Origin of the sequence: Bradyrhizobium genomosp. III (assembly GCF_000261705.1) — a bacterium.
GTDB classification, from domain to species: domain Bacteria; phylum Pseudomonadota; class Alphaproteobacteria; order Rhizobiales; family Xanthobacteraceae; genus Bradyrhizobium; species Bradyrhizobium ottawaense.
On the sequence record NZ_AJQF01000066.1, the window covers coordinates 1 to 22291 of the forward strand.

21 protein-coding genes are annotated in these 22291 nt (G+C 65.0%); 6 read left to right on the forward strand and 15 right to left on the reverse strand.

What is annotated here, in order from left to right; translation table 11 throughout:
* The 5 genes from IC66_RS0106520 to IC66_RS0106540 form a co-directional block, all read right to left on the reverse strand.
* The coding region (locus IC66_RS0106520) for an alpha/beta hydrolase family protein (RefSeq protein ID WP_038947077.1) at positions 1-839 on the reverse strand (839 nt) is incomplete at its 3' end.
* Positions 840-866: 27 nt separating this feature from the next.
* Complete coding sequence (locus tag IC66_RS0106525) at positions 867-1526, reverse strand: sulfite oxidase-like oxidoreductase (protein ID WP_038947078.1); 660 nt, start codon at positions 1524-1526, stop codon at positions 867-869.
* Positions 1527-1529: 3 nt separating this feature from the next.
* Positions 1530-2852, reverse strand: coding sequence for an MFS transporter (locus IC66_RS0106530; protein WP_028143408.1), 1323 nt, complete (start codon positions 2850-2852; stop codon positions 1530-1532).
* A 28-nt stretch (positions 2853-2880) separates the two neighbouring features.
* Positions 2881-4101 (reverse strand): cytochrome P450, encoded by a 1221-nt coding sequence (locus IC66_RS0106535; RefSeq protein ID WP_038947079.1) that lies wholly within the window; start codon positions 4099-4101, stop codon positions 2881-2883.
* Positions 4102-4158: 57 nt separating this feature from the next.
* Entirely contained in the window at positions 4159-4368 is a 210-nt protein-coding gene (locus IC66_RS0106540; protein ID WP_007607931.1) for a ferredoxin, read from the reverse strand.
* Between the two features lie 154 nt (positions 4369-4522).
* Here IC66_RS0106540 and IC66_RS0106545 point away from each other — a divergent pair, with 154 nt between their 5' ends.
* Entirely contained in the window at positions 4523-5170 is a 648-nt protein-coding gene (locus IC66_RS0106545) for a TetR/AcrR family transcriptional regulator (protein ID WP_038947080.1), read from the forward strand.
* Here the strand turns inward: IC66_RS0106545 and IC66_RS0106550 are convergent.
* The 4 genes from IC66_RS0106550 to IC66_RS0106565 form a co-directional block, all read right to left on the reverse strand.
* Positions 5167-5805: an aspartate/glutamate racemase family protein gene (locus IC66_RS0106550; RefSeq protein ID WP_038947081.1), complete on the reverse strand. Its 639-nt coding sequence runs from the start codon at positions 5803-5805 to the stop codon at positions 5167-5169. The genes IC66_RS0106545 and IC66_RS0106550 overlap by 4 nt on opposite strands.
* A 154-nt stretch (positions 5806-5959) precedes the next feature.
* Positions 5960-6973 (reverse strand): amino acid ABC transporter substrate-binding protein, encoded by a 1014-nt coding sequence (locus IC66_RS0106555; protein ID WP_028143403.1) that lies wholly within the window; start codon positions 6971-6973, stop codon positions 5960-5962.
* 10 nt (positions 6974-6983) lie between these two features.
* Positions 6984-8333 (reverse strand): aspartate aminotransferase family protein, encoded by a 1350-nt coding sequence (locus IC66_RS0106560; protein WP_038947082.1) that lies wholly within the window; start codon positions 8331-8333, stop codon positions 6984-6986.
* A 3-nt stretch (positions 8334-8336) separates the two neighbouring features.
* Positions 8337-9209, reverse strand: coding sequence for a MurR/RpiR family transcriptional regulator (locus tag IC66_RS0106565; RefSeq protein ID WP_038947083.1), 873 nt, complete (start codon positions 9207-9209; stop codon positions 8337-8339).
* Positions 9210-9298: 89 nt separating this feature from the next.
* On the opposite strand from IC66_RS0106565, the gene IC66_RS0106570 reads away from it, so the two are divergent.
* Together IC66_RS0106570 and IC66_RS0106575 are read left to right on the forward strand one after the other, a co-directional pair.
* Positions 9299-10483, forward strand: a complete 1185-nt coding sequence (locus tag IC66_RS0106570) for an amino acid ABC transporter permease (protein ID WP_038947084.1) — start codon at positions 9299-9301, stop codon at positions 10481-10483.
* Between the two features lie 2 nt (positions 10484-10485).
* Complete coding sequence (locus tag IC66_RS0106575; protein ID WP_038947085.1) at positions 10486-11592, forward strand: amino acid ABC transporter permease; 1107 nt, start codon at positions 10486-10488, stop codon at positions 11590-11592.
* Between the two features lie 153 nt (positions 11593-11745).
* Here IC66_RS0106575 and IC66_RS0106580 read toward each other — a convergent pair whose 3' ends face one another.
* Entirely contained in the window at positions 11746-13164 is a 1419-nt protein-coding gene (locus IC66_RS0106580) for an amidase (protein WP_038947086.1), read from the reverse strand.
* Between the two features lie 138 nt (positions 13165-13302).
* On the reverse strand, positions 13303-14079 hold the full coding sequence (locus IC66_RS0106585) for an SDR family oxidoreductase (RefSeq protein ID WP_028143397.1): 777 nt from the start codon (positions 14077-14079) through the stop codon (positions 13303-13305).
* A gap of 154 nt (positions 14080-14233) precedes the next feature.
* Between IC66_RS0106585 and IC66_RS0106590 the strand changes: the two genes are divergently transcribed.
* Positions 14234-15307, forward strand: coding sequence for a tartrate dehydrogenase (locus IC66_RS0106590; RefSeq protein WP_028143396.1), 1074 nt, complete (start codon positions 14234-14236; stop codon positions 15305-15307).
* 134 nt (positions 15308-15441) lie between these two features.
* On the opposite strand, the gene IC66_RS0106595 is transcribed toward IC66_RS0106590, so the two are convergent.
* The 4 genes from IC66_RS0106595 to IC66_RS0106610 all read right to left on the reverse strand — a co-directional run bounded on the left by IC66_RS0106595 (position 15442) and on the right by IC66_RS0106610 (position 19882).
* Positions 15442-16515: a malate/lactate/ureidoglycolate dehydrogenase gene (locus tag IC66_RS0106595; protein ID WP_028143395.1), complete on the reverse strand. Its 1074-nt coding sequence runs from the start codon at positions 16513-16515 to the stop codon at positions 15442-15444.
* A 151-nt stretch (positions 16516-16666) separates the two neighbouring features.
* A complete protein-coding gene (locus tag IC66_RS0106600; protein WP_038947087.1) occupies positions 16667-17578 on the reverse strand; it encodes an NAD(P)-dependent oxidoreductase in 912 nt (303 codons plus the stop codon).
* Positions 17579-17590: 12 nt separating this feature from the next.
* Positions 17591-18841: a Zn-dependent hydrolase gene (locus IC66_RS0106605; RefSeq protein ID WP_038947088.1), complete on the reverse strand. Its 1251-nt coding sequence runs from the start codon at positions 18839-18841 to the stop codon at positions 17591-17593.
* A 123-nt stretch (positions 18842-18964) separates the two neighbouring features.
* Entirely contained in the window at positions 18965-19882 is a 918-nt protein-coding gene (locus IC66_RS0106610; RefSeq protein WP_018315615.1) for a LysR family transcriptional regulator, read from the reverse strand.
* Positions 19883-20001: 119 nt separating this feature from the next.
* Here IC66_RS0106610 and IC66_RS0106615 point away from each other — a divergent pair, with 119 nt between their 5' ends.
* Positions 20002-20817, forward strand: coding sequence for a putative hydro-lyase (locus IC66_RS0106615; protein ID WP_028143392.1), 816 nt, complete (start codon positions 20002-20004; stop codon positions 20815-20817).
* A gap of 88 nt (positions 20818-20905) precedes the next feature.
* Positions 20906-22150 (forward strand): ABC transporter substrate-binding protein, encoded by a 1245-nt coding sequence (locus IC66_RS0106620; protein ID WP_026201530.1) that lies wholly within the window; start codon positions 20906-20908, stop codon positions 22148-22150.
* Positions 22151-22291: the final 141 nt, after the last annotated feature.

The following is a 22291-nucleotide window of genomic DNA, read 5'->3' on the forward strand; positions in this document are numbered from 1 at the left end:
TTGAACTTGCTCTTGCGGGTCTCCCGTACCACGACCTGACGCGGTGCCTCGGGAAGATCCATCGCCTTCGCGGGCTTTGCCGTGTCGATGTAGCGGCCGGCCCATGCCGTGATCACGTCGGCTGCGTAGAGGGCGTCGGCGGGCTTGGCGAGCAGATGATCGGCATGGTCGAGCGAGACGAAGCTCTTGGGGTGCCTGGCGGCAACGAAGATCTTGGTCGCATTGTCGACGCCGACGGTGTCGTCGACCGGCGAGTGCATCACCAGCAGCGCCTTGTGCAGCCCTGTGATGTCCTTCATCAGCTCGTGCTCGGCGATGTCCTCGAGGAACTCGCGCTTGATCCGGAACGGGCGTCCTGCGAGCGAGACCTCGACCTCGCCCTGCGCGCGGATGTTGTCGAGATGCTCCCTGAAGAGGCCGGTCACGTGCGCCGGATCGGATGGCGCCGCGATGGTCACAACTGCCCTGGCTTCCGGGATATGTCCGGCTGCCGCGAGGATCGCAGCGCCGCCGAGGCTGTGGCCGATCAGGAGCGACGGCGCCTTGCGGGCGTTGCGCAGATGGTCGGCTGCGCGGACGAGATCGGCGACGTTGGACGAAAACGTCGAATTGGCGAAATCGCCTTCGCTCGAGCCGAGCCCGGTGAAGTCGAAGCGCAGCACCGCGATGCCTTTGGCTGCCAGCGCGACCGAGATGCGCTTGGCGGCGAGCGTATCCTTGCCGCAAGTGAAGCAGTGCGCAAACAGCGCGTAGGCCGCGGGCTCGCCGTCCGGCAACTCCAGCGCGGCGGCAAGCTGATGTCCGCCTTCGCCCGTGAATTGAAAGCGCTCCGTCGACATGGGCTTCCCCTCGTTCCTGCTTGAATTCTAATCGTCGGAATAGCGTTGCTCGGCCCAGGGGTCGCCGCGCTTATGATAGCCGCGGACCTCCCAGAAGCCGGGCGCGTCCGCGGTCAGGAATTCGATGGCCTGGAGCCATTTCGCGCTCTTCCAGAAATAGAGATGCGGCACGACCAGCCGCACCGGGCCGCCATGCTCCTCCGTCAGCGGCTGGCCGGACCACCTATGGGCGAGCAGCGCATCCTCGGCGGCAAAGTCTTCCAGCGCGAGGTTGGTGGTGTAGCCGTCATGGGAATGCAGCGTCACGAAGCGTGCATCCTCGCGCGGCTGGCAGGCCGCGAGCAGCTCGCGCGTGGCAAGCCCTTCCCACTCATTGTCGTAGCGCGACCAGGTGGTGACGCAATGGATGTCGGAGGTGAACCGGGCCTGCTTCTGCGCGATGAATTCGTCGAAGGTCCAGAACACGGGGCTCTCGATCGCGCCGTAGACGTCGAGCCGCCAGCGCTCGCGTGACACCGGCGGCACGACTCCGAGATCGAGCACAGGCCAGTCCTTGGTGAGGTGCTGGCCGGGCGGCAGCCGTTGGTCCTCCGGCCGCGTGATCTTCCCTGTGAGGAAGCGGCCCTCGCGCGCCCATTTCTCCTTGGTGCGCGTCAGCTTGCTGTCGGATGGCGTCTCGTCAGCCATGGTCTACTCGTGCCGATGCATTGCCGAAGTGTGCTTGGTGTCGCGCATGGTAGCATAGATGATCAAGGACAGGCAGATGATGCCGCTGAGGTAGAAATAGAACCATTCCTCGTGCCCGATGCTCTTGAAATAGAGCGCGATCGCCGGCGCCGTGCCGCCGAAGACCGACACCGTGATGGCATAGGGCAGGCCGACGCCGAGCGCGCGGACATTGGTCGGGAACAGCTCGGCCTTCACCACGGCGTTGATCGAGGTGTAACCGGCGACGAACAGCCAGGCACAGCAGATCAGGACGAACGCGACGAAGGGCGACTTGGTCTCCTTCAGCGTCATCAACAGCGGGACGGTCGCGAGCGTGCCGGCGACACCGAAGAAGATCAGCAGCGGCTTGCGCCCGATCTTGTCGGAGATCGCGCCGTAGATCGGCTGGAGGATGGTCGCGAAGACCAAGGTGCCGAAGATCACGAAAGTGGTCTGGTCCTCGGTCAGCCCGACCGAGAGCTTGACGAAGGTCTGCATGTAGGTGGTGAAGGTGTAGAATGCTGCAGTGCCACCGGCGGTGAGGCCGACCACCAGCAGCAGCTCGCGCGGATAACGCAGCAAATTGGTGATCGAGCCGGTCGGCTTCACCACCTTCTTGGCTTCCTCGAACGCCTCCGTCTCGTGCAGGCCGCGCCGCATCACCGCTGCGAAGATCGCCAGCGCTGCGCCGATCGCGAAGGGGATACGCCACCCCCAGTCCTTCAGCTCCTGTGGGGTGAGGAAGACCTTTTGCAGGAGCAGCAGCACGATGATCGCGGTGAGCTGGCCGCCGATCAGGGTGACGTATTGAAAGCTCGAATAGAAGCCGCGGTGCTTGGGATCTGCGACCTCGCTGAGATAGGTGGCGCTGGCGCCATATTCGCCGCCGAGGCTCAGGCCCTCGATGACGCGTGCAAGCGCGAGGATGACCGGCGCGGCGAATCCGATCGTGGCATAGGTCGGCGTCAGCGCGATGATCAGCGAACCGAAGCACATGAAGACGACAGAGAGCGTGAGTGAGATGCGCCGTCCGAAATGGTCGGCGAGATAGCCGAAGAACCAGCCGCCCAGGGGGCGCATCAGGAACGTCGCCGCAAAGACGACGGCGACGTTCAATTGCTGCACGACGGGGTCGTTGCCAGGGAAGAAGGCGGGAGCGAAATAGAGCGCGAACGCCGTATAGGCGTAGAAATCGTACCATTCGACCAGATTGCCGATGGAGCCGATGAAGATTGCCTTGATCCGCCGCTTGGCGTCGGCAATGTCGATGTAGTCGGAGGCCGGCTCGATTGCTTGTTCGGTCATGCCCGGCCTCTCCGTTGTCTGGAAAGGCCTACATCGCCTTTCCGAGCAAGAATGGCAACTGGCGGGGGCCCCGCACCGTGCCCTGTGACCAGGTCACGGCGCCTGCCGGATCGAGTCGGAAATCTGGAATGCGTTTTAGCCATTCCTCCAGCGCAACCTGCATCTCCATGCGCGCCAGGTTGGAACCGACGCAGCGGTGAATGCCGAGGCCGAAGGCGGCGTGCCGGTTTTCGCGACGGTCGATCACGACTTTGTCAGCGTCCGGAAACATCTTGGGGTCGCGATTTGCGGCCGGGAAGGACAGCAGCACCATGTTGCCCGCCTTGACCGGGCAGCCCGAGATCGTGGTCTCCTTGACCACCTCGCGGGCCATCGTCACCGGAGAATAGGCGCGCAGCAGCTCCTCCACCGCAGTCGGGATCAATGCGGGCTCGGCGATCAGCCGCTCGCGGTCGGCCGGCGTCTTCGCAAGATGCCAGAGCGAGGAACCGATCGCGCTCCAGGTGGTGTCGATGCCGGCGATCAGGAGCAGGCGCAGCGAGCCCAGGACGTGCGAGTCTTCGAGCGGGTTGCCCTCCTTGTCCTTGGCGTTCATCAGGTAGGAGATGAGATCGTCGGTCGGCTTGTCCTTGCGCGCCTCGATATGCGCGCTGAAATAGGCGCTCATCTCCTGCACGGCCTGCAGCAGCTTGCTCTCGTCCTTGATGCCCAGCTCGAGGATCATGTGGATCCAGTTGATGAAGACATCGCTGTCGCTCTCGGGGATGCCGAGCATGTGGGCGATGGCCCGAACCGGGATATATTTGGCGTAGCGTGCGGCGGCGTCGACCTTGCCATCGGCGATGAAGCCGTCGATCAGCTCGTTGCAGATCGCGCGCATCCGCGGTTCCAGCTTCTTCATCGCGTCCGGCGTGAAAGGCGGCAGCAGCAGCTGCTTGGCCGGCTTGTGCACGGGCGGGTCCGAAGTGATCGGCGGTGCGGCGTTCCTCGCCACCTCGGGACGGACGTCGCGCACGATGATGCGGCGCGAGGAGAAATGCTCGGTGTCGTTGGCGATCTCGCGTACCGCCTCATAGGTCGTCGGCATGTAGCAGCCGAGGAAACGCTCGGTGTGCACAACCGGGCTCGCTGCGCGCAGCTCGTCCCAGATCGGGAAGGGATCCTCCGTCCATTGCGGATCGGTATGGTCGAAATCATGGACCCAGTCGGTGACGGGCGGATGGGCGGCGGGCGGACTGGCGTCGGACATGGCAGGGAATCCCTTGGCTCGTGTTCGCTGAAAGGACGCGGGGCGGCAGAGGCCGCACTACTCCTCGATCACATCGATCGCGATTTCCGGGCAGTTGGATTTGGCAAGCCACGCCTTGTCCTCGAGTCCCGGCGGGACCGTGCCGTCGCCGGCTTCGTGGGCGTTGCCGTATTCGTCCAGCTCGAAAAGTTCCGGCGCGAGTGCCTTGCAGCGCGCGTGGCCCTGGCATTTGTCGGGATCCACGTGAACCCTCAGTCGCTCTGTCATGGCGGCATCCTCGGTCGTATGCGCGGGGCCCGCAGGGCGGCGCGTTCCTCATGTCGATTTTATCCGCGGCATTTGCCGTGGGCTTTAAGTTATATGCTATTACATTCGCGGCAGGCTTTCCCTGTCAAGCGCAAACTTATAGGTTCGCCACACCATGCGCTCACAACTCGCCCGCAAGCCTGCGAACACCTACCATCATGGCGACCTTCGCGATGCTCTGATCAAGGCCGCATTGCGCGAGGCGGAGCAGGGCGGTGCCGAGGCGATCAGCATCAAGGCGCTGGCGAAGCAGCTCGGCGTCTCGCAGCCGGCGCCGTACCGGCATTTCGCCGATCGCGAGGCATTGCTCGCGGCAGTGACGGCGGAGGCATTCCGGCAGCTCAGCGCGATCTTTCGGGAGGCGATGGCGAAACCGTCAAAGCAATCTAAACTGTCGCGGCTGGCGCAGGCCATGCTCGAATTCGGATTGCGACGGAACGGCATCTACCGCCTGATGTTCGCGTCCCGCACGGTGGCATGCGCCGCCAAGGGCAGCGAGCTGCACGAGGCTACGCGCGAGACCTTTTCGCTCGTGATCGAAGCCCTGGAAGTGCCCGCCGTCGGCTATTTGCGCGAGCGCCAGGCGCTCAAGATCTGGGCGGCGTTGCACGGCGTGGTGATGCTGGCCGAGCAGGGCCTGTTCACCGGCGAGGCCGCGCATGCCACCCGCGAGGAACTGGTCGAGGATTTCGTCAGCGAAACGAAGGCCGCGCTCGCCGCTGCCATCAAGGACGTGCGGCGTCGGAAAGCGACAGGTGCCTAAGCCTTCGCTTTCAGCAGCTTCATCAGCTTGTCGACCGCGCTGTCAGGCGTGGTCACGACGGGACGGCCAGTCGCTTCCGAGACCAGCGGTGCCGTTGCTGCGATGCTGAACTGCGCCAGCGCGATGACGTCGCAATCTCGCAGGTCCTTTGACGCTTCGACGATCAGCCGGTCGTGGGTGGCGCGGTCGCCGCGGTCGAGCGCCGCCAGCGCGCCCTCGGCAAGCTTCGGCACGATTTGGACGGAGGCCGGAAACTCCGGCGGCATCGACACAAGGGTCGGGGGGAAAGTGGACAACAGGCCGATGCGCCTGCCCATCGTCGCCGCGCGCTCGATCATGGCTTCGTTGGGCTTGAGCACCGGCATCGGCGCATGCGCGCGTGCGACCGCCTCGATACAGGGGCCGAAGGCCGAGCAGGTGAACAGGATCCCGTTCGCCCCGGTCGCCGCCGCATAATCGCCGAGTGTGAGGAAGCGATCGGTCATGGCATCGTTGAGCGCACCGTCCCCGGCCAGATCCGCCGACAGGCTGTCGTCGAGCAGGTTCATCAGCCGCGCCTCCGGCCAGGCCTCGGCGAACGCGGCTTCGATCGGGGCGATGGAATGCTTGAGGGCGTGGATCAGGGCGATGCGCATGGGATGTCTCGTCTCCCTCGCCCCGCTTGCGGGGAGAGGGTCGGGGTGAGGGGGAGTCTCCGCGGGGACGATGAGAGTTGGACTCGCGGAGAGTCCCCCTCACCCGACCGCTGCGCGGTCGACCTCTCCCCGCAGGCGGGGAGAGGTGAACTCCCTACTTGAACGGCACCGCGTACATCAAGCCGCCCTTGCTCCAGAGGCCATTGAGGCCGCGGTCCAGCTTGAGCGGGCTCGCCTTGCCGACATTGCGCTCGTAGATCTCGCCGTAATTGCCGGTGACCTTGATCGCGGTGACCAGCCATTTGTTGTCGAGCCCGAGCCGCGAGCCGAGGTCGCCGGAGGCGCCCAGCAGGCGCTGGATCGCGGGCGTCTGCGACTTCGCCATCTCGTCGACATTGGCCTGCGTCACGCCGAGCTCCTCGGCCTCGATCAGGCCGTAATGCAGCCAGGTGACGATGTCGCTCCAGACCTCGTCGCCGTTGCGGGTGAAGGGCCCGAGCGGCTCCTTGCTGATCGTCTGCGGCAGCACGACGTAGTCGGCCGGGTTCGGCGCCGCGGTGGTCACGGCGCCGGCGAGTGCGGAGGCGTCCTGGGTCATGGCATCGCAGCGGCCGCCGAAGAAGGTCTGGTACATGGTGTCGACGCGGTCGAATACCAGCGGCTTCCAGTCGATGCCGTTGGCACGGCCGTAATCGCCGAGCGTCACCTCGTGCGTGGTGCCTTGCGCCACGCAGACGGTGGCGCCCTTGAGGTCCTTGATGTCCTTGACGCCCAGGTCCTTCTTCACGACAAAGCCCTGGCCGTCGTAGAAGTTGACCGGGCCCTGCCGCAGGCCGAGCGTCACACCGCGCAGATAGGTCTGCGTCGAGTTGCGGTAGAGCACGTCGATCTCGCCCGATTGCAGGGCGGTGAAGCGGTTCTGCGCTGTCAGCGAGACGTAGCGCACCTTGCTGGCATCACCGAGCACGCCGGCAGCGAGCGCGCGGCAATAATCGACGTCGAGACCTTTGTAATTGCCTTGCGAGTCGGGCGCCGAGAAGCCGGCAAAGCCGGCGCTGACGCCGCACACCAGCGTGCCACGGCTCTTCACCGTATCGAGCGTCGCGGCGGATGCGACAACCGTCGATGCAGCGAGGACGCTCGCTGCGATAACCACTTTCCTCATCATGCTACTCCCCTCAGTGATTGACACTACGCAACACGTTGTCGACGGCCGTGCCGAGCTTGTCGACGATCAGGTCGATCTCCTCTGCGGAGGCGATATAGGGCGGCGCCAGCAACACGTGGTCGCCGCGCACGCCATCCACGGTGCCTCCGCCGGGATAGCAGCCGAGCCCATTGGCGAAGGCCTCCGCCTTGATCTTCTGATTGAGCTTGAGCGCGGGATCGAACGAGGCGCGGCTGGCGCGATCGGCGACGAGCTCGATCGCCCAGAACAGGCCACGGCCCCTGATATCGCCGACATGGCGGTGATTGCCGAAGCGCTCGGTCAGGCGCTGTTCGAGCTGCTTGCCGCGCTCCTTCACGCGCTCGAGCAGGCCGTCCTCGCGGATCACCTCTTGCACCGCCAGTGCGGCGGCGCAGGCGAGGGGGTGTGCCAGATAGGTGTGGCCGTGCTGAAAGGCACCTGAGCCCGCGCGGATGGTGTCGATGATCCTGCCGCTCGCGAGCATCGCCCCAATCGGCTGGGAGCCGCCACCGAGGCCCTTGGCGATCGCCTGGATGTCGGGCGCGACCCCTTCCTGCTCCCAGGCATGCGTGGTGCCGGTGCGGCCCATGCCGCACATGACTTCGTCGAGGACGAGCAGCGCGCCGTGCCGGTCGCAGATCTCACGCACCGCCCTGAAGTAGCCGTCCGGTGCCGTCACCGCGCCGGCGGTGGCGCCGACGACGGGCTCGGCGAGGAACGCCGCGACCGTGTTGGGACCGAGCCGCTGAAATTCCGCTTCGAGCTCCGCCGCCAGGCGCGCCACGAACTGCGCATCGGATTCACCGTCGCGCTTCTCGTGATAGGCAAACGCCGGCGTCACATGACTGAAGGCGGCCGAGAGCAGCGGCGCATAGGGCGCGCGGCGCCAGGCATTGCCGCCGGCCGCAAGGGCGCCCAGCGTGTTGCCGTGGTAGCTCTGTCGCCGTGCGATGAAATGTTGTCGCTGCGGCTCACCGCGCTCGATGAAATACTGCCGCGCGAGCTTGATGCTGGCTTCGATCGCCTCGGACCCGCCGCTGACGAAGTAGGCGTAAGCGAGACCGCCGGGCTCGTGGCCGACCAGCGTCTCGGCGAGCGCTTCGGCCGGCTCGGACGAGAAGAAAGCAGTATGCGCATAGGCCAGCGTCGAGGCCTGCTTCGCCATCGCCGCGATCACGCGTGGATGCTGATGGCCGAGGCAGGAGACCGCTGCGCCGCCGGAAGCGTCGATCACGCGGCGTCCGTCCTCGGCAAAGAGATAGACGCCTTCGCCGCCGATCGCCTTGGGCGGCGTCTCGCGGAGCGAGCGGTGCAGCACGCGGCTGGTGCGAGCGGCCATGGATCAACCTTTCTCTGAGACGTAGATGGAGGCAGCAGTGAGCCGCGCCTCGGTAGTCTCCAGGCGCTTCTTCGCGGCCACGCCGCCGAGCGAGAACGTCACCGCGGCGAGCGACTGCGCGATCGCGATGGCGCCGGTGAGACTCGGGAAGAAACCGGGAGAGGAGGCCGCCTCGAACAGCAGCACGTGGTCAGCGCCCTCGGCCATCGGCGCAGAGAGACTGTCCGCGATGGCAATCAGGGTTGCGCCGCTGTGATGGGCGGCTTGCGCGACGCGGACGCTCGCATGCGTGTAAGGCAGGAAGCCGATGACGATGACGGCCTCGCCTGGCCGGAAGGCGCCGAGATCGAGATCGTCGGGACCGGATACGCCGACGAGCTGCACCTGCTCGGGGCGGAACAGCCGCAGCTCGTAGTTCAACAGCTCGGCAACGCTGCGGCAGCTGCGATAGCCGGCGATCCAGATCCGCTTGGCCTCATGCAGGGAGCGCGCGGCCTCCGCAATCGGCTGCGCCGGAATGCGCGGCAGGCCGGCGGCCTCGGCCTCGAGCTTGTCGGCGACCAGCGCGACATCGGCATTTGGGCCGGGCCGGCGGCTTCTGGCGCGGCCGGAGAAGGGCGAAGTCTGCGATGGTCGCCGCGCCTCGGTCAGCGCCGCGCGCAATTCGTCCCAGCCCGAATAACCGATCGCCTTGGCGAGCCGCGTGAACGCGGCGGGATCGGCGCCGGCTTCGGCCGCGAGGTCGCGCATCGAACGGGTGGTGGCGTCGTAATCGTTGGCGGCGACGAAGCGTCCGACTTCCTGCAGCCGCATCGGGAGCGACGGCAATGCAATGCGCAGTTCGCTCAGCGGCGAGGATTTTGCGGGCTCGGCCATGAAACATTTGTTGCACGAATTATAGATTGGTGCAACAGTTGACGTGCGCTGGCCGGAAATCGTCGCTCTTCAAGAAGGATTTTTGCGCTGTGACCACGGACGCTCGGAGACCGCCGCGCCGCCGCCTGTTCGGCGCATGGGGACGCCGCGAGCTGCAGGGCCTGTTCTGGCAGGTGCTGGTGGTCGGGATCGCGGTCGCGGTCATCGCGTTTCTCTGGTCCAACACCGTCACCAACCTCTCGGCGCGCCGCATCACCACCGGCTTTGCCTTCCTCGGCCGCGAGGCCGGCATGCCGATCGCCGACAGCCTGCTCGCCTATAATCCGAGAGACACCTATCTCTGGGCCTTCGTCGTCGGCGTCGGCAACACCTTGCGCGTCGCCGTGATCGGCATCGTGCTCGCGACCATCCTGGGCACGCTGATCGGCATCTCGCGCTTGTCGGCCAACTGGCTGCTGTCACGACTCGCCGCCGTCTATGTCGAAACGCTCCGCGACATCCCGCTGCTGCTTCAGCTCCTGTTCTGGTACGTGCTGATGCAGGCGCTGCCGGCCGCGCGCGCGGCATGGCGGCCGATCGAGGGCGTGTTCCTGTCAAATCGCGGCCTGATCCTGCCGGCCATTCCGCTTGGCCCGCCGCAGCTTTGGGTGCTCGGCACGGCGGTGTTCGGCCTTGCCGTGGTCTATCTCATCCGGCGATGGCTGATCGCGCAGCAGATGCGCGACGGCAAGCCGCGGCCGGTATGGCCCTTTGCGGTGAGCTTCATCCTCGCGTTGCCCGTGCTGGTGTCAGTACTGCTTCGCGTGTCCTGGAAGATCGAATGGCCGGAGCTGCGCGGCTTCAATTTCGTCGGCGGGCTGACGCTTGCCCCGGAATATTTTGCGCTGCTGATCGCGCTCGTCACCTACACCTCGGCCTTCATTGCCGAGATCGTGCGCAGCGGCATCCAGTCGGTGCCACGCGGACAGTGGGATGCTGCCAACGCGCTTGGCCTGCGCCGCAGCTTCATGCTGCGACAGATCATCCTGCCGCAGGCGCTGCGCGTCATCGTGCCGCCGATGACGAGCCAGTATCTCAACCTGACCAAGAATTCCTCGCTCGCGGTCGCGATCGGCTACCAGGACGTGGTCTCGATCGCCAACACCACGCTGAACCAGACCGGGCAGGCGATCGAGGCGATCGCGCTAATCATGGCGGTGTTCCTGACCATCAGCCTTTCCATCAGCTTCTTCATGAACTGGTACAATTCGCGCATCGCGCTGGTGGAGCGCTGAACATGACCGCGATCGCCGACATGCCGGAAGTGCCGCGCGCCGCCCGCCGTCCGCAGACGGGAAATCCGGCGTTGCGCTGGCTGCGCACCAATCTGTTCTCGTCGATCCCGAACGGTATCCTCACCGTCGTGCTGCTGGCGATCCTCGCCAAGGGCATCTTCAGTTTCGTGCAGTGGGGCATCGCCAATGCCGTGTGGCTGACCCCGGCGAACGATTCCAGTGCCTGCCGCGCTGTGCGTGGCCTCGGCGCCTGCTGGGCGATCATTCCCGAAAAGTACCGCTTCATCCTGTTCGGCACCTATCCGTTCGACGAGCAGTGGCGGCCGGCGCTGTCGGTATTGCTGTTCATCGCGCTGTTCTACCTCTCCACCCGTCGCGCTTTGTGGCGGCGCGAGCTGGTCCTTCTCTGGATCGGAGCGCTCGCGCTGATCAGCGTACTGATGTGGGGCGGCGTGCTCGGCCTTTCCTTCGTTTCGCAGGATCGTTGGGGCGGCCTGCCGGTCACGCTGATCCTGGCGACGTTTGGCCTTGCATTCGGGTTTCCGCTCGGCATTCTCGTCGCGCTCGGCCGGCGTTCGAAGCTGCCGGCGATCCGCTCGCTCAGCGTGCTCTATGTCGAGCTGATCCGCGGCGTGCCGCTGGTGAGCCTGCTGTTCATGGCAAGCGTGATGTTTCCGCTGTTCATGCCCAGTGGATTCAATATCGACAAGCTGCTCCGCGCACAGATCGCGATCATCCTGTTTGCGGGTGCCTATCTCGCCGAAGTCATCCGCGGCGGCCTTCAGGCCGTGCCGCGCGGGCAATACGAGGCTGCCGATGCGCTGGGGCTGTCCTATTGGCGCAAGAACCGGCTGATCATCCTGCCGCAGGCGATCCGCCATGTCATTCCGCCGCTGGTCAACACCTTCATCGCTTTCTTCAAGGACACCAGCCTCGTCCTGATCATCGGCATCTTCGATCTGCTGACGACGGCGAAGACGGCGATCATCGATCCCGCCTGGCAGCAGTTCTCGGTCGAGGTCTACATCTTCGTCGCCTCGATCTATTTCATCTTCTGCTTCGCAATGTCGCGCTACAGCCGCAGCCTCGAGGCGACGAGTCGAACGTGAGGATCTCGTGTCCCGGACAAGGCGCAGCGCATCAGCGCTGTGCCGCAGAGCCGGGACCCAGAAGATGCACGGGAAGTCGTGGAAGGATGGGCCCCGGCTCTGCAGCGCACCGCCGAAGAGGCGCTGCGCTGCGTCCGGGGCACGAGAGTGAGATTACTTTTGCACCTTCGGATCGATCGGCGTCGTGTTGCGCAGGCCCAGAATATCCTCCAGCACCTTCGCGCCCGCGAGCACCTGCGCATCCCCCCTTGGTGCGCCAACGACCTGCACGCCGACCGGCAGGCCAGACGCCGTGAAGCCGCACGGCAACGACAGCGAGGGGCAGCAGGCGAGCGTGATGGCGTAGACGATGCCGAGCCACTCGACGTAATTGTCGAACCTCTTGCCGGCGCATTCGGCGACATAGCGGTGTTCGATCGGGAAGGGCGGCACGATCGTGGTGGGCGTCAGCAACAAATCGTAGGTCTTGAAGAACTCGACCGCCCGCGCAGTCATGCCGACGCGCTGGGCCTCGGCGCGTTCGAGCTGCTCGACCGTGAGCTTGAGGCCTTCCTCGATGTTCCAGATCACCTCGGGCTTGAGCAGGTCACGCTTGGTGCGCAGCAGATTGGCCTTGGTGATCGCGAAATCGAAGGCGCGCAGCACGTGGAAGCATTCATGCGCCTCGCGCCAGTCCGGATGCGCTTCCTCGACGATGGCGCCGGCCTCGGCAAAGCGTTCCGCCGCCTTTCGCGTGATCGCCTTCACCTCGGGATCGACAGGCGTAATGCCGAGATCGGGCGAATAGGCGATGCGCTTCGGCTTCTTGCCGGACTGAGCCGCCGACAGGAATGAGGTCGTGGGCGCCGGCAGCGACAGCGGATCGTCCGCGTAGTCGCCGCTCATCGCATCCAGCAGCAGCGCGAGATCCTCGACGTTGCGCGCCATCGGGCCGACCACGCCGAGATTGCGATCGATGCCGGATTTGGGGGTATGCGCGACGCGGCCGATGCTCGGGCGCATGCCGACGACGCCGCAGAAAGCCGCGGGGCTGCGCAAGCTGCCGCCCATGTCGGAGCCCTGCGCCAGCCAGGCCATGCCGGTGGCCAGCGCCACGGCCGCGCCGCCGGAAGAGCCCGCCGCGGATTTTGAAGTATCCCAGGGATTGAGGGTCGCGCCGAACACCTCGTTGAAGGTGTTGGCGCCGGCGCCGAATTCCGGCGTGTTGGATTTGGCGTAGACGACCGCCCCGTTGGCCTCGAGGTTCTCGACCATGAGGTCGGACTTGGCAGGGATATTGTCCTTGAAGATCGGCGAGCCCTGCGTGTTCAGTACGCCCGCAACGTCGGTCAGATCCTTGATCGGCACCGGCAGGCCCGCGAGCAGCCCCCGCGCGCCGGCGGGTTTCCGCATCAAGGCCTTGGCGCTGTCCCGCGCGCGCTGGAAACACAGGATCGGCAGCGCGTTCACCTTGCCGTCGACTTCACTGATGCGCTTCTCCACGACATCCAGCAGTTCGAGCGGCGAGACATCGCCGGACCGCAGCTTGTCGACGACGGCGCAGGCGGTTTCACGGATCAGGTCTTGAGACAATTATTGTACTCCTAGCTCTAGATTGTCATTCCGGTGCGCCCGAAGGGCGAACCCGGAATCTCGAGGTTCTCAGGTGCGCAATCGCGCACCATAGTTCGATGCTTTGCATCGCCCCGGAACGACGGTCCCCGAGGTCAGTTAACCCCATCCAGCGCTGATGCCGCCGTCGACCGTGTAGATCACACCCGACGTATACCCGGCGCGGTCCGACGCCAGGAACGCCATGAGGTCGCCGATCTCGCGCGCATGCGCGGGACGGCCGAGCGGCAGGCTCTTCTGGAATTCCTTGTAGCGGTTCTCGTCGCCGAACTGGTGCTTGGCCCGCGTCTTCAGCAGGGTGACGTGGCGATCGGTGCCGACGGGGCCGGGATTGATGCCGACCACGCGGATGTTGTCGGCGAGACTTTTTCCCCCGAGCGCGCGGGTGAAGGCCATCAGCGCGGCATTGCCGGCGCTGCCGCAGATGTAGTTGGCGTCGAATTTTTCGCCGGCCGCGCCGATATCGTTGACGATGACGCCGCCGCCCTTCGCCTTCATCTGCGCGTAGATCTGCCGCGTCAGGTTGATATAGCCGAACACTTTCAATTCCCAGGCGTGACGCCAGGTCGCCTCGTCGATCTTGTCGATCGAGCCGCCGGGGATGTCGCCCGCATTGTTGACGAGCACGTCGATGTCGGCCGCTTCCTTCGCGAGCCGCGCCAGATCCTCAGCCTTGCGAAGATCGACGATGCTCGTTGCGGCATCGATCTGGTGGGCGGAGCGCAGGCGCTCGGCCAGCGCCTTGAGCTGGTCGCCGTCGCGGGCGGCGAGCAGGAGGTGTGCGCCTTCCTCGGCAAACGCTTCGGCGGCTGCGGCGCCAATGCCCTTGGACGCGCCCGTGATCAGGACGCGCTTGCCACGCAGATGCAGATCCATGAGGTTACTCGCAGGATAGGAACAGGATAAAATCAGTAGGCGCTTGGCCGCGCCATGGTCAACATTGCAGTGCAGCGTTGCGCTGCCGCTGCGTTTGGTCCATTGCAGTGCGGTCAAAAGGCGGCGGCTGCCGGACCAACCAAGGACGTTCTCGATGAGCAAGAAACAATACCGGATCGCGGTCATTCCCGGTGACGGCATCGGCAAGGAAGTGATGCCTGAGGGCCTGCGCGTCCTGGAATCGGCGGCGAAGAAGCACGGGGTCTCCCTGCATTTCGACCATTTCGACTTCTCGTCGTGGGACTATTACGAGAAGCACGGCCAGATGATGCCCGATGACTGGAAGGACAAGATCGGCAAGCACGATGCGATCTATTTCGGTGCGGTCGGCTGGCCGGCCAAGATTCCGGACCACGTCTCGCTGTGGGGCTCGCTGATCAAATTCCGCAGGGAGTTCGACCAGTATGTGAACCTGCGCCCGGTGCGGCTGATGCCCGGCGTGCCGTCGCCGCTGGCGGGCCGCAAGCCCGGCGATATCGATTTCTGGGTGGTGCGCGAGAACACCGAAGGTGAATATTCCTCCGTCGGTGGCCGCATGTTCCCCGACACCGACCGCGAGTTCGTGACCCAGCAGACGGTGATGACCCGCACCGGCGTCGACCGCATCCTGAAGTTCGCCTTCGAGCTCGCGCAGTCGCGGCCGAAGAAGCATTTGACCTCGGCGACCAAGTCCAACGGCATCTCCATCACCATGCCCTATTGGGACGAGCGCGTGGAGGCGATGGCCAAGAAGTTTCCGGGTGTGAAGTGGGACAAGTACCACATCGACATTCTCACCGCGAACTTCGTGCTGCATCCGGATTGGTTCGACGTCGTGGTCGGCTCCAATTTGTTCGGCGACATCCTCTCCGACCTCGGTCCGGCCTGCACCGGCACGATCGGCATCGCGCCGTCAGGCAACATCAACCCCGAGGGCGATTTCCCCTCGGTGTTCGAGCCGGTGCACGGCTCGGCGCCTGATATCGCCGGCCAAGGCATCGCCAACCCGATCGGTGCGATCTGGTCGGGCGCCATGATGCTCGAGCATCTCGGCGAGAAGGAAGCCGGCCAATCGATCGTCGAGGCGATCGAGCGCACGCTGGCCGAACGCACGCTCCGCACCAAGGACCTCGGCGGCAACGCCGACACCACGGCCTGCGGCAAGGCCGTCGCGGATATGGTGGATTGACGGAGAATGCGCAGGGCGGGTTAGCCAAGCAGATGCGCAAAGCGCATCTGCTTGGCGTAACCCACCTCTCGGCGAAGAAGGTGGTGGGTTACGCCTGCGGCTAACCCACCCTACGATTTCTATTTCATTCTCGATCAGCCAGCGATGTCCTCGATCGCCGTCTGATCCAGCCCGAACTTCTTCCCGGCCTCGATGATCTCCTGCCAGGTGGTCGGATCGACCGGAATGCCTTCGGCAAGGCGCTTCTTCTTGGTCTCGCGCTCGGGCTCGCCGGCGATTCTGACCTTGTCGACGCCGGGGGCAGGCGGCGAGCCGGTTTGCCAGGCAACAAAACTCTCGACTTCGCGCGCGAGGTTTTCGCCGGTGCCGAGCTTGCCGGGATCGATGACGATCGAGAGCATGCCGTTGAGGACGTTGTACTTGCCGTCGGAGGGGCCCTTGACCACCTGCCCGCCGGAGAGCGCGCCGCCGAGGATTTCGCAGACCAGCGCGAGGCCGGAGCCCTTGTGCTCGCCGAAGGGGAGGATGGCGCCGTGCGGCGGGATCACGGTGTAGCGCGGGTTGGTGGTGGGCTTGCCTTCATTGTCGATGATGGTGCCAGGCTCGAGCGCGACGCCCTTGTTGTGGGCGACGCGGGTCTTGCCTTGTGCGATCCTGCTGGTGGCGAAGTCGAGCACGATCGGGTCCTTGCCGGCGCGCGGGATGCCGACGCAGAACGGGTTGGTGCCGTGGCGCGCATCGCTGCCGCCCCAGGGCGCCACGATCGGGCGGGAAATGACGTTGACGAAGTGGATCGAGACCAGTCCGTGGTCGATGCACTGCTCAGCCCAGTGGCCGATGCGACCGATGTGATGCGAATTGGAGAGGCCGACGAGGCACACGCCGTTTCGCTTAGCGCGTTCGGCTGCCAGCTCCATCGCTTCATGACCGATCACCTGGCCGTAGCCGGTGAGGCCGTCGAGGGTGAGGAGCGGACCGGTGTCGAGCACGATCTTGACGTGCGCGTTGACGGCGAGGCCGCCATTGGTGACGCTTTGGACATAGCGCGGGATCATGCCGACGCCGTGGGAGTCATGGCCCTTGAGGTTGGCCTCGACCAGATTGGTGGCCACGAGCTCGGCTTCGCGGTCCGAAGACCCGCCCGCCTTGACGATGGCACGAATGGCGTTGGTGAGCGGCTCTGCCTTGATGGTGCGATAGTCGGCCATTGTTATTGCTCTTATCCCTTCACGATTTGGCGGGGGGAGGACGTAGGGTGGGTTAGGCGAAGCCATAACCCGCCTCTTCTGTCTCCGCGGAATAGACAGAGGTGGGTTAGGCCTTGCAGACGCGCTTCGCGTACTGCAGGGCTAACCCACCCTACGAATTCACGATCCGGCGGCAGTGCTCCCACGCCGCGCCAATCAGGTTCTCGCTCGCCTCCGGCGTACGGAACGCCGAATGCGCCGACAGCGTCACATTCGGCAGTTTTGTGAGCGGATGATCGCCAGGCAGCGGCTCGATGTTGAAGACGTCGAGGCCGGCATGGCGGATGTGGCCGGATTTCAGCGCGTCGATCATGGCGGCTTCGTCGACGACAGCGGCGCGGGCGGTGTTGATGAGGATGACACCACGCTTCATTTTTGCGATCTTCTCGCGCGTGATCATGCCGCGCGTCTCGTCGTTGAGCAGCAGGTGCAGCGACACGACGTCGCTCCTTGCCAGCACGCTGTCGAGATCGGTGAATTCCACGCCCGGATGGCTCTTCGGCGAGCGATTCCAGGCGATCACCTTCATGCCGCTGCCGGACGCAATGCGCGCGACCTCGGCGGCGATGCCGCCGAAACCGATCAGGCCGAGCGTCTTGCCGGTGAGCTGCATGCCGTCTTCGCGCAGCCAGTTGCCGACGCGCATCTCGCGGTCCATCATCGCGATGCCGCGGGCCGACGCCCACATCAGCGCGATTGCGGATTCGGCGACCGCGGTATCACCATAGCCCTTGATCAGATGCACGGAGATGCCGAGTTCTGCCAGCTCCTCAGGGTTCATGTAGCTGCGCGCGCCGGTGCCGAGGAACACGACGTGCTTGAGGCCGGTGCACTTCTTCGCCACCTCGGTCGGCAGCGCGGTGTGATCGACGATGGCGATCTCGGCGCCATCGAGGATCTCAGGATATTGCTCGGGCTTGATGTCGGGATCCCGGTGGATCCGCACCTTGGGATCCCCGGGCTTCTCCAGCCGTTCCATGATCACGGCTAGCGCTTCATTGGCGTCGACGAAAACTCCGCGCATGGCTCTCTCCGGTCAGGACGCGACGCCGGCGATCGCCAGCACGGTATGCATGAGAACGTTGGTGCCAGCAGTGCAGTCCGGCTGCGTCGCATCCTCCAGCTCGTTGTGGCTGATGCCGTCCTTGCAGGGCACGAACACCATCGCCGCCGGCATGATCGTGTTGAGGTTGCAGGCGTCGTGGCCGGCGCCGGAGGTGATGCGGCGCGAGGAATAGCCGAGCGTCTTTGCCGCGTTCTCGACCGCCGAGATCAGCTTGGGATCGAAATGCGTCGGCGGCTTGCGCCAGACCAGGTCGATCTTGACCTCGACCTTGCGGCGCGCGGCGATCTCGGCAATTGCGGCGCGCAGATCGCGATCGAGCGCGTCCATGATGGCGCCGTCCGCGCTGCGGCAATCCATGGTGAAGGCGATCTCGCCGGGAATCACGTTGCGCGAGGGGTTTGCGATCACGGCCTCGCCGATGGTGCCGACCGCATTCGGTCCGTGCTTCTTCGCGATGGATTCCATCGCCAGCACGATCTCCGACAGCGTCGCCAGCGCGTCGCGCCGCAGCGGCATCGGCGTCGATCCGGCATGGCTCTCGAAACCGGAAATCTTGCCGTCATACCACAGCACGCCCTGGCCGGAATCGACCACGCCGATGGTCTTGCCCTCGGCCTCCAGGATCGGGCCTTGCTCGATGTGCAATTCGACGAAGCAGCCAAGCTTCTGGAAGCCGACCGGCTTGTCGCCGCGATAGCCGATGCTGTCCAGCGCCTGGCCGACGGTCGTGCCCTCGGCGTCCTTGCGCGACAAAATGTCGTCGGTGGTGAAGTCGCCGACATAGGCGGCGGAAGCCATCATCGCAGGTGCGAAGCGCGAGCCTTCCTCGTTGGTCCAGTTCACGACGCAGATCGGCGCTTCGGTCTCGATGCCGGCATCGTTCAGCGTGCGGATCACCTCCAGCGCGCCGAGCGTGCCCAGAATGCCGTCATACTTGCCGCCGGTCGGCTGGGTGTCGAGATGCGAGCCGATGCCGACGGGCGGCTTCGACATGTCGCGGCCCTTGCGCAGGCCGAATTGTGAGCCGAGTGCGTCGGTGTGCACTTCGAGACCAGCGTCCTCGCAGGCCTTGCGGAACCAGTCGCGCACCTGCTTGTCTTCGCTGCTCAGCGTTAGCCGCCGCACACCGCCTTTGGCCGTCGCGCCGAATTGCGCGGTCTCGTGGATGGAGCCCCAGAGGCGGGCGGAATCGATTTGCAGATTGGTGGCGGCTCGGCTCATGCGGTCAGTCTCTCAGTTGTCATTCCGGGGCGGCTCGAAGAGCCGAACCCGGAATCTCGAGATTCCGGGTTCGATGCTGTCGCATCGCCCCGGAATGACGTTGAAGGTTGTCCGGCGCCTTTTTCAATGACGCGCCAGCGCGGGCGCGTCAACTGCGAGGCTGCTCTGCGCAATCTGCCGTGCAAGCTCGGCGACGCGCTCCACGGCGACGACGTCGGGCGAGGCGAGCCAGCTTGCGGTGAACGTCAGCGGTGCGATCGCGAGATCGGTGTCGAGCAGCTGCAGCCGCCCGTCGGCGAGTTCGTTCTCGACGATCGCGTCGGGGATCACGGCGACGCCGAGGCCTTCGACCGCCATGTGGATAACGGTCGCGAGCGATGCGGACGCGTGCAGCCGGATCGGCGGCAGCTCCGGCCGGTCGAATACCTCGCGCACGACCTCGTAAGGCTTGGTCTTGCGCGGGAAGGTGATGATCGGAAACCGCGCAAGCTCCGCCGGTGTCACCCGGCCTTTGCCGAGGCCGAGCGAAGGGCTTGCGAGGAAGCCGATCGGGTAATCTGCGAGCACGCGATTATGCACGCCCGACGCCGACAACGGTCCGACCACGAAGGCAAGCTCGATCTCCTGCGCGAGCAGGCGCGCGGTGAGGTTGGGCGTGATGTCGACCTCGATCTCGAGCGATAGATTCGGATAGACCTGGTTCACGCTCTTCACGAGGCGCGGCAGCCAGGTGTGCACGATGGTCTCAGCGACGCCGAGCCGCATCACGCCGCGCATCGCCGAGCGGTCGCCGATCTCCGCCATCATCTGAGCGCGCAGGCCGATCAGCTTCTCCGCATAGACCATCATCTGCCGGCCGCTCGGCGTCGGCGAGGCGACGCGGTGGTCGCGGTTGAGCAGCTTGACGCCCATCTCGCGCTCGAGCTGGGCGATGCGCTGGGAGATCGCCGGCTGGGTCGTATTGAGCCGTGCTGCGGCGCCGCGGAAGCTGCCGAGCTTTACGACCCAGAGAAAAGTCTCGATCGACCTGAAGTCCAGCATTGAAAGGATTTTCCTTGCCGATAAAATAGATTTATCGATATCGATTAGAAAGGACGATTAGACTTTATAGCACGCTTGGTGTTGGCTGTCTTTGTCGAGTTTATAGGCAGGTCGATTACATGACTGTTTTGGTGGCAGTGCAGCAAACTGAAACGCCCGACGCCCTTCCGAGCCGCAAGGCGCGGCTTGCCTACCGGCAAGGGCTGGTCGCCTCCACCGCAGGCGTCGCCCCCGGCTTCGTCCAGGGCAATCTGGCGATCCTGCCGGCGGAATATGCCAGCGCCTTTCATCGCTTCTGCCAGCTCAATCCGAAGCCGTGCCCGATCATCGGCATGTCCGATGTCGGCAGTCCGCACATCCCTTCGCTCGGCGCCGATCTCGACATCCGCACCGACGTGCCGCGCTACCGCGTCTGGCGCGACGGCGAGGTCGTCGACGAGCCGACCGATGTGACGAAGCATTGGCGCGACGATCTCGTGACCTTCGTGCTCGGCTGCTCCTTCTCGTTCGAAGAAGCCTTGCTCGACGAGGGCATGCCGATCCGGCACATCGAGCGCAATGTGCGCGTGCCGATGTATCGTACCAACATCGCCTGCGGCGAGGCCGGTCCGTTCGCCGGCCCCATGGTGGTGTCGATGCGTCCGTTCAAGCCTTCGGATGCGATCCGCGCGGTGCAGATCACCTCGCGCTATCCCGCCGTGCACGGCGCGCCCGTCCATCTCGGCCATCCGCATCTGATCGGCATCAAGGACATCGCCAAGCCGGACTACGGCGATCCGGTGCCGGTCGCCGACGACGAGATTCCGGTGTTCTGGGCCTGCGGCGTGACGCCGCAATCCGTCATCAACGCCGCCAAGCTCCCGTTCGCGATCACGCATTCGCCCGGCCTGATGCTGGTGACGGATCTCAAGAACAGGACCATGGCCGTGATTTAATGGGCAGCGTATGCTGCATGTTAGGGCTTTACTGCATCCATCAATCGCTTCATTCGATCAGCCGAAATTCAGTACAGGGGACTTTGCCATGACGATCACTCGCCGCGACGTGTTGTTGGGAGCCACCGCGACTGCCGCACTGGTGCCGCTGGCGGCGCGCGCACAGACTTCCGAAGTCGTGATCGGCGTCATCTATCCGTTCTCCGGCGGCAGCGCGCAGCAGGGCGTCGATGCGCAGAAGGCCTATGAGACCGCGCTCGAGGTCATCAACAAGGACACCGATTTCGACCTGCCGCTGGCGAAGGGGGAGGGCCTGCCAGGCCTCGGCGGCGCCAAGGTCCGCCTCGTGTTCGCCGATCACCAGGCCGATCCGCAGAAGGGCCGCGCCGAAGCCGAGCGCCTGATCACGCAGGAGAAGGTCTCAGCCATCATCGGGACCTATCAGAGCGCCGTCGCCGTCACGGTGAGCCAGATCTGCGAGCGCTACCAGGTCCCGTTTGTGTCCGCCGACAATTCCTCGCCCAGCCTGCATCGCCGCGGCCTGAAGTACTATTTCCGCGCCGCGCCGCATGACGAGATGTATTCGGCCGCCATGTTCGACTTCTTCGACGCCATGAAGAAGAAGGGCACCAAGATCGAGACGCTGTCGCTGTTCCACGAGGACACCATTTTCGGCACCGATTCCGGCAACGCCCAGGCCAAGATCGCCGGCGAGCGCGCCTACAAGATCGTCACCGACATCAAGTATCGCGCCAACTCGCCCTCGCTCTCGGCCGAGGTGCAGCAGCTCAAGTCCGCGAATGCCGACGTGCTGATGCCCTCGAGCTACACCACCGACGGCATCCTCTTGGTCAAGACCATGGCCGAGCTCGGCTACAAGCCGAATGCGATCGTGGCGCAGGACGCCGGCTTCTCCGAGAAGGCGCTCTATGATGCCGTCGGCGACAAGCTCGAAGGCGTGATTTCGCGCGGCACCTTCTCGCTCGACCTCGCGCAGAAGCGCCCGATGGTCGGCAAGATCAACGAGATGTTCAAGACGCGGTCGGGCAAGGACTTCAACGACCTCACCTCGCGCCAGTTCATGGGCCTGATCATCCTCGCCGACGCCATCAGCCGCGCCAAGTCGACCGACGGCGAGAAGATCCGCGATGCGCTGGCCGCGACCGACATCCCGGGCGAGCAGACCATCATGCCCTGGAAGCGCGTCAAGTTCGACGAGATGGGCCAGAACAACGATGCGGACCCGGTGCTGCTGCAATATATCGGCGGCAAGTTCGTCACGATCTTCCCGCCGCAGGCCGCGATCGCCGAGGCGGTCTGGCCGATGAAGTAAGACTGGGACGCGGGAGCTCGGATGCAGCTCCCGCCCTCATCCCGAGGAGCGGGCGTAGTCCGCGTCTCGAAGGACGAGGGCTGGCCATCCTTCGAGACGCGCGCCTGAGCGCGCTCCTCGGGATGAGGATCTATTTCGGGG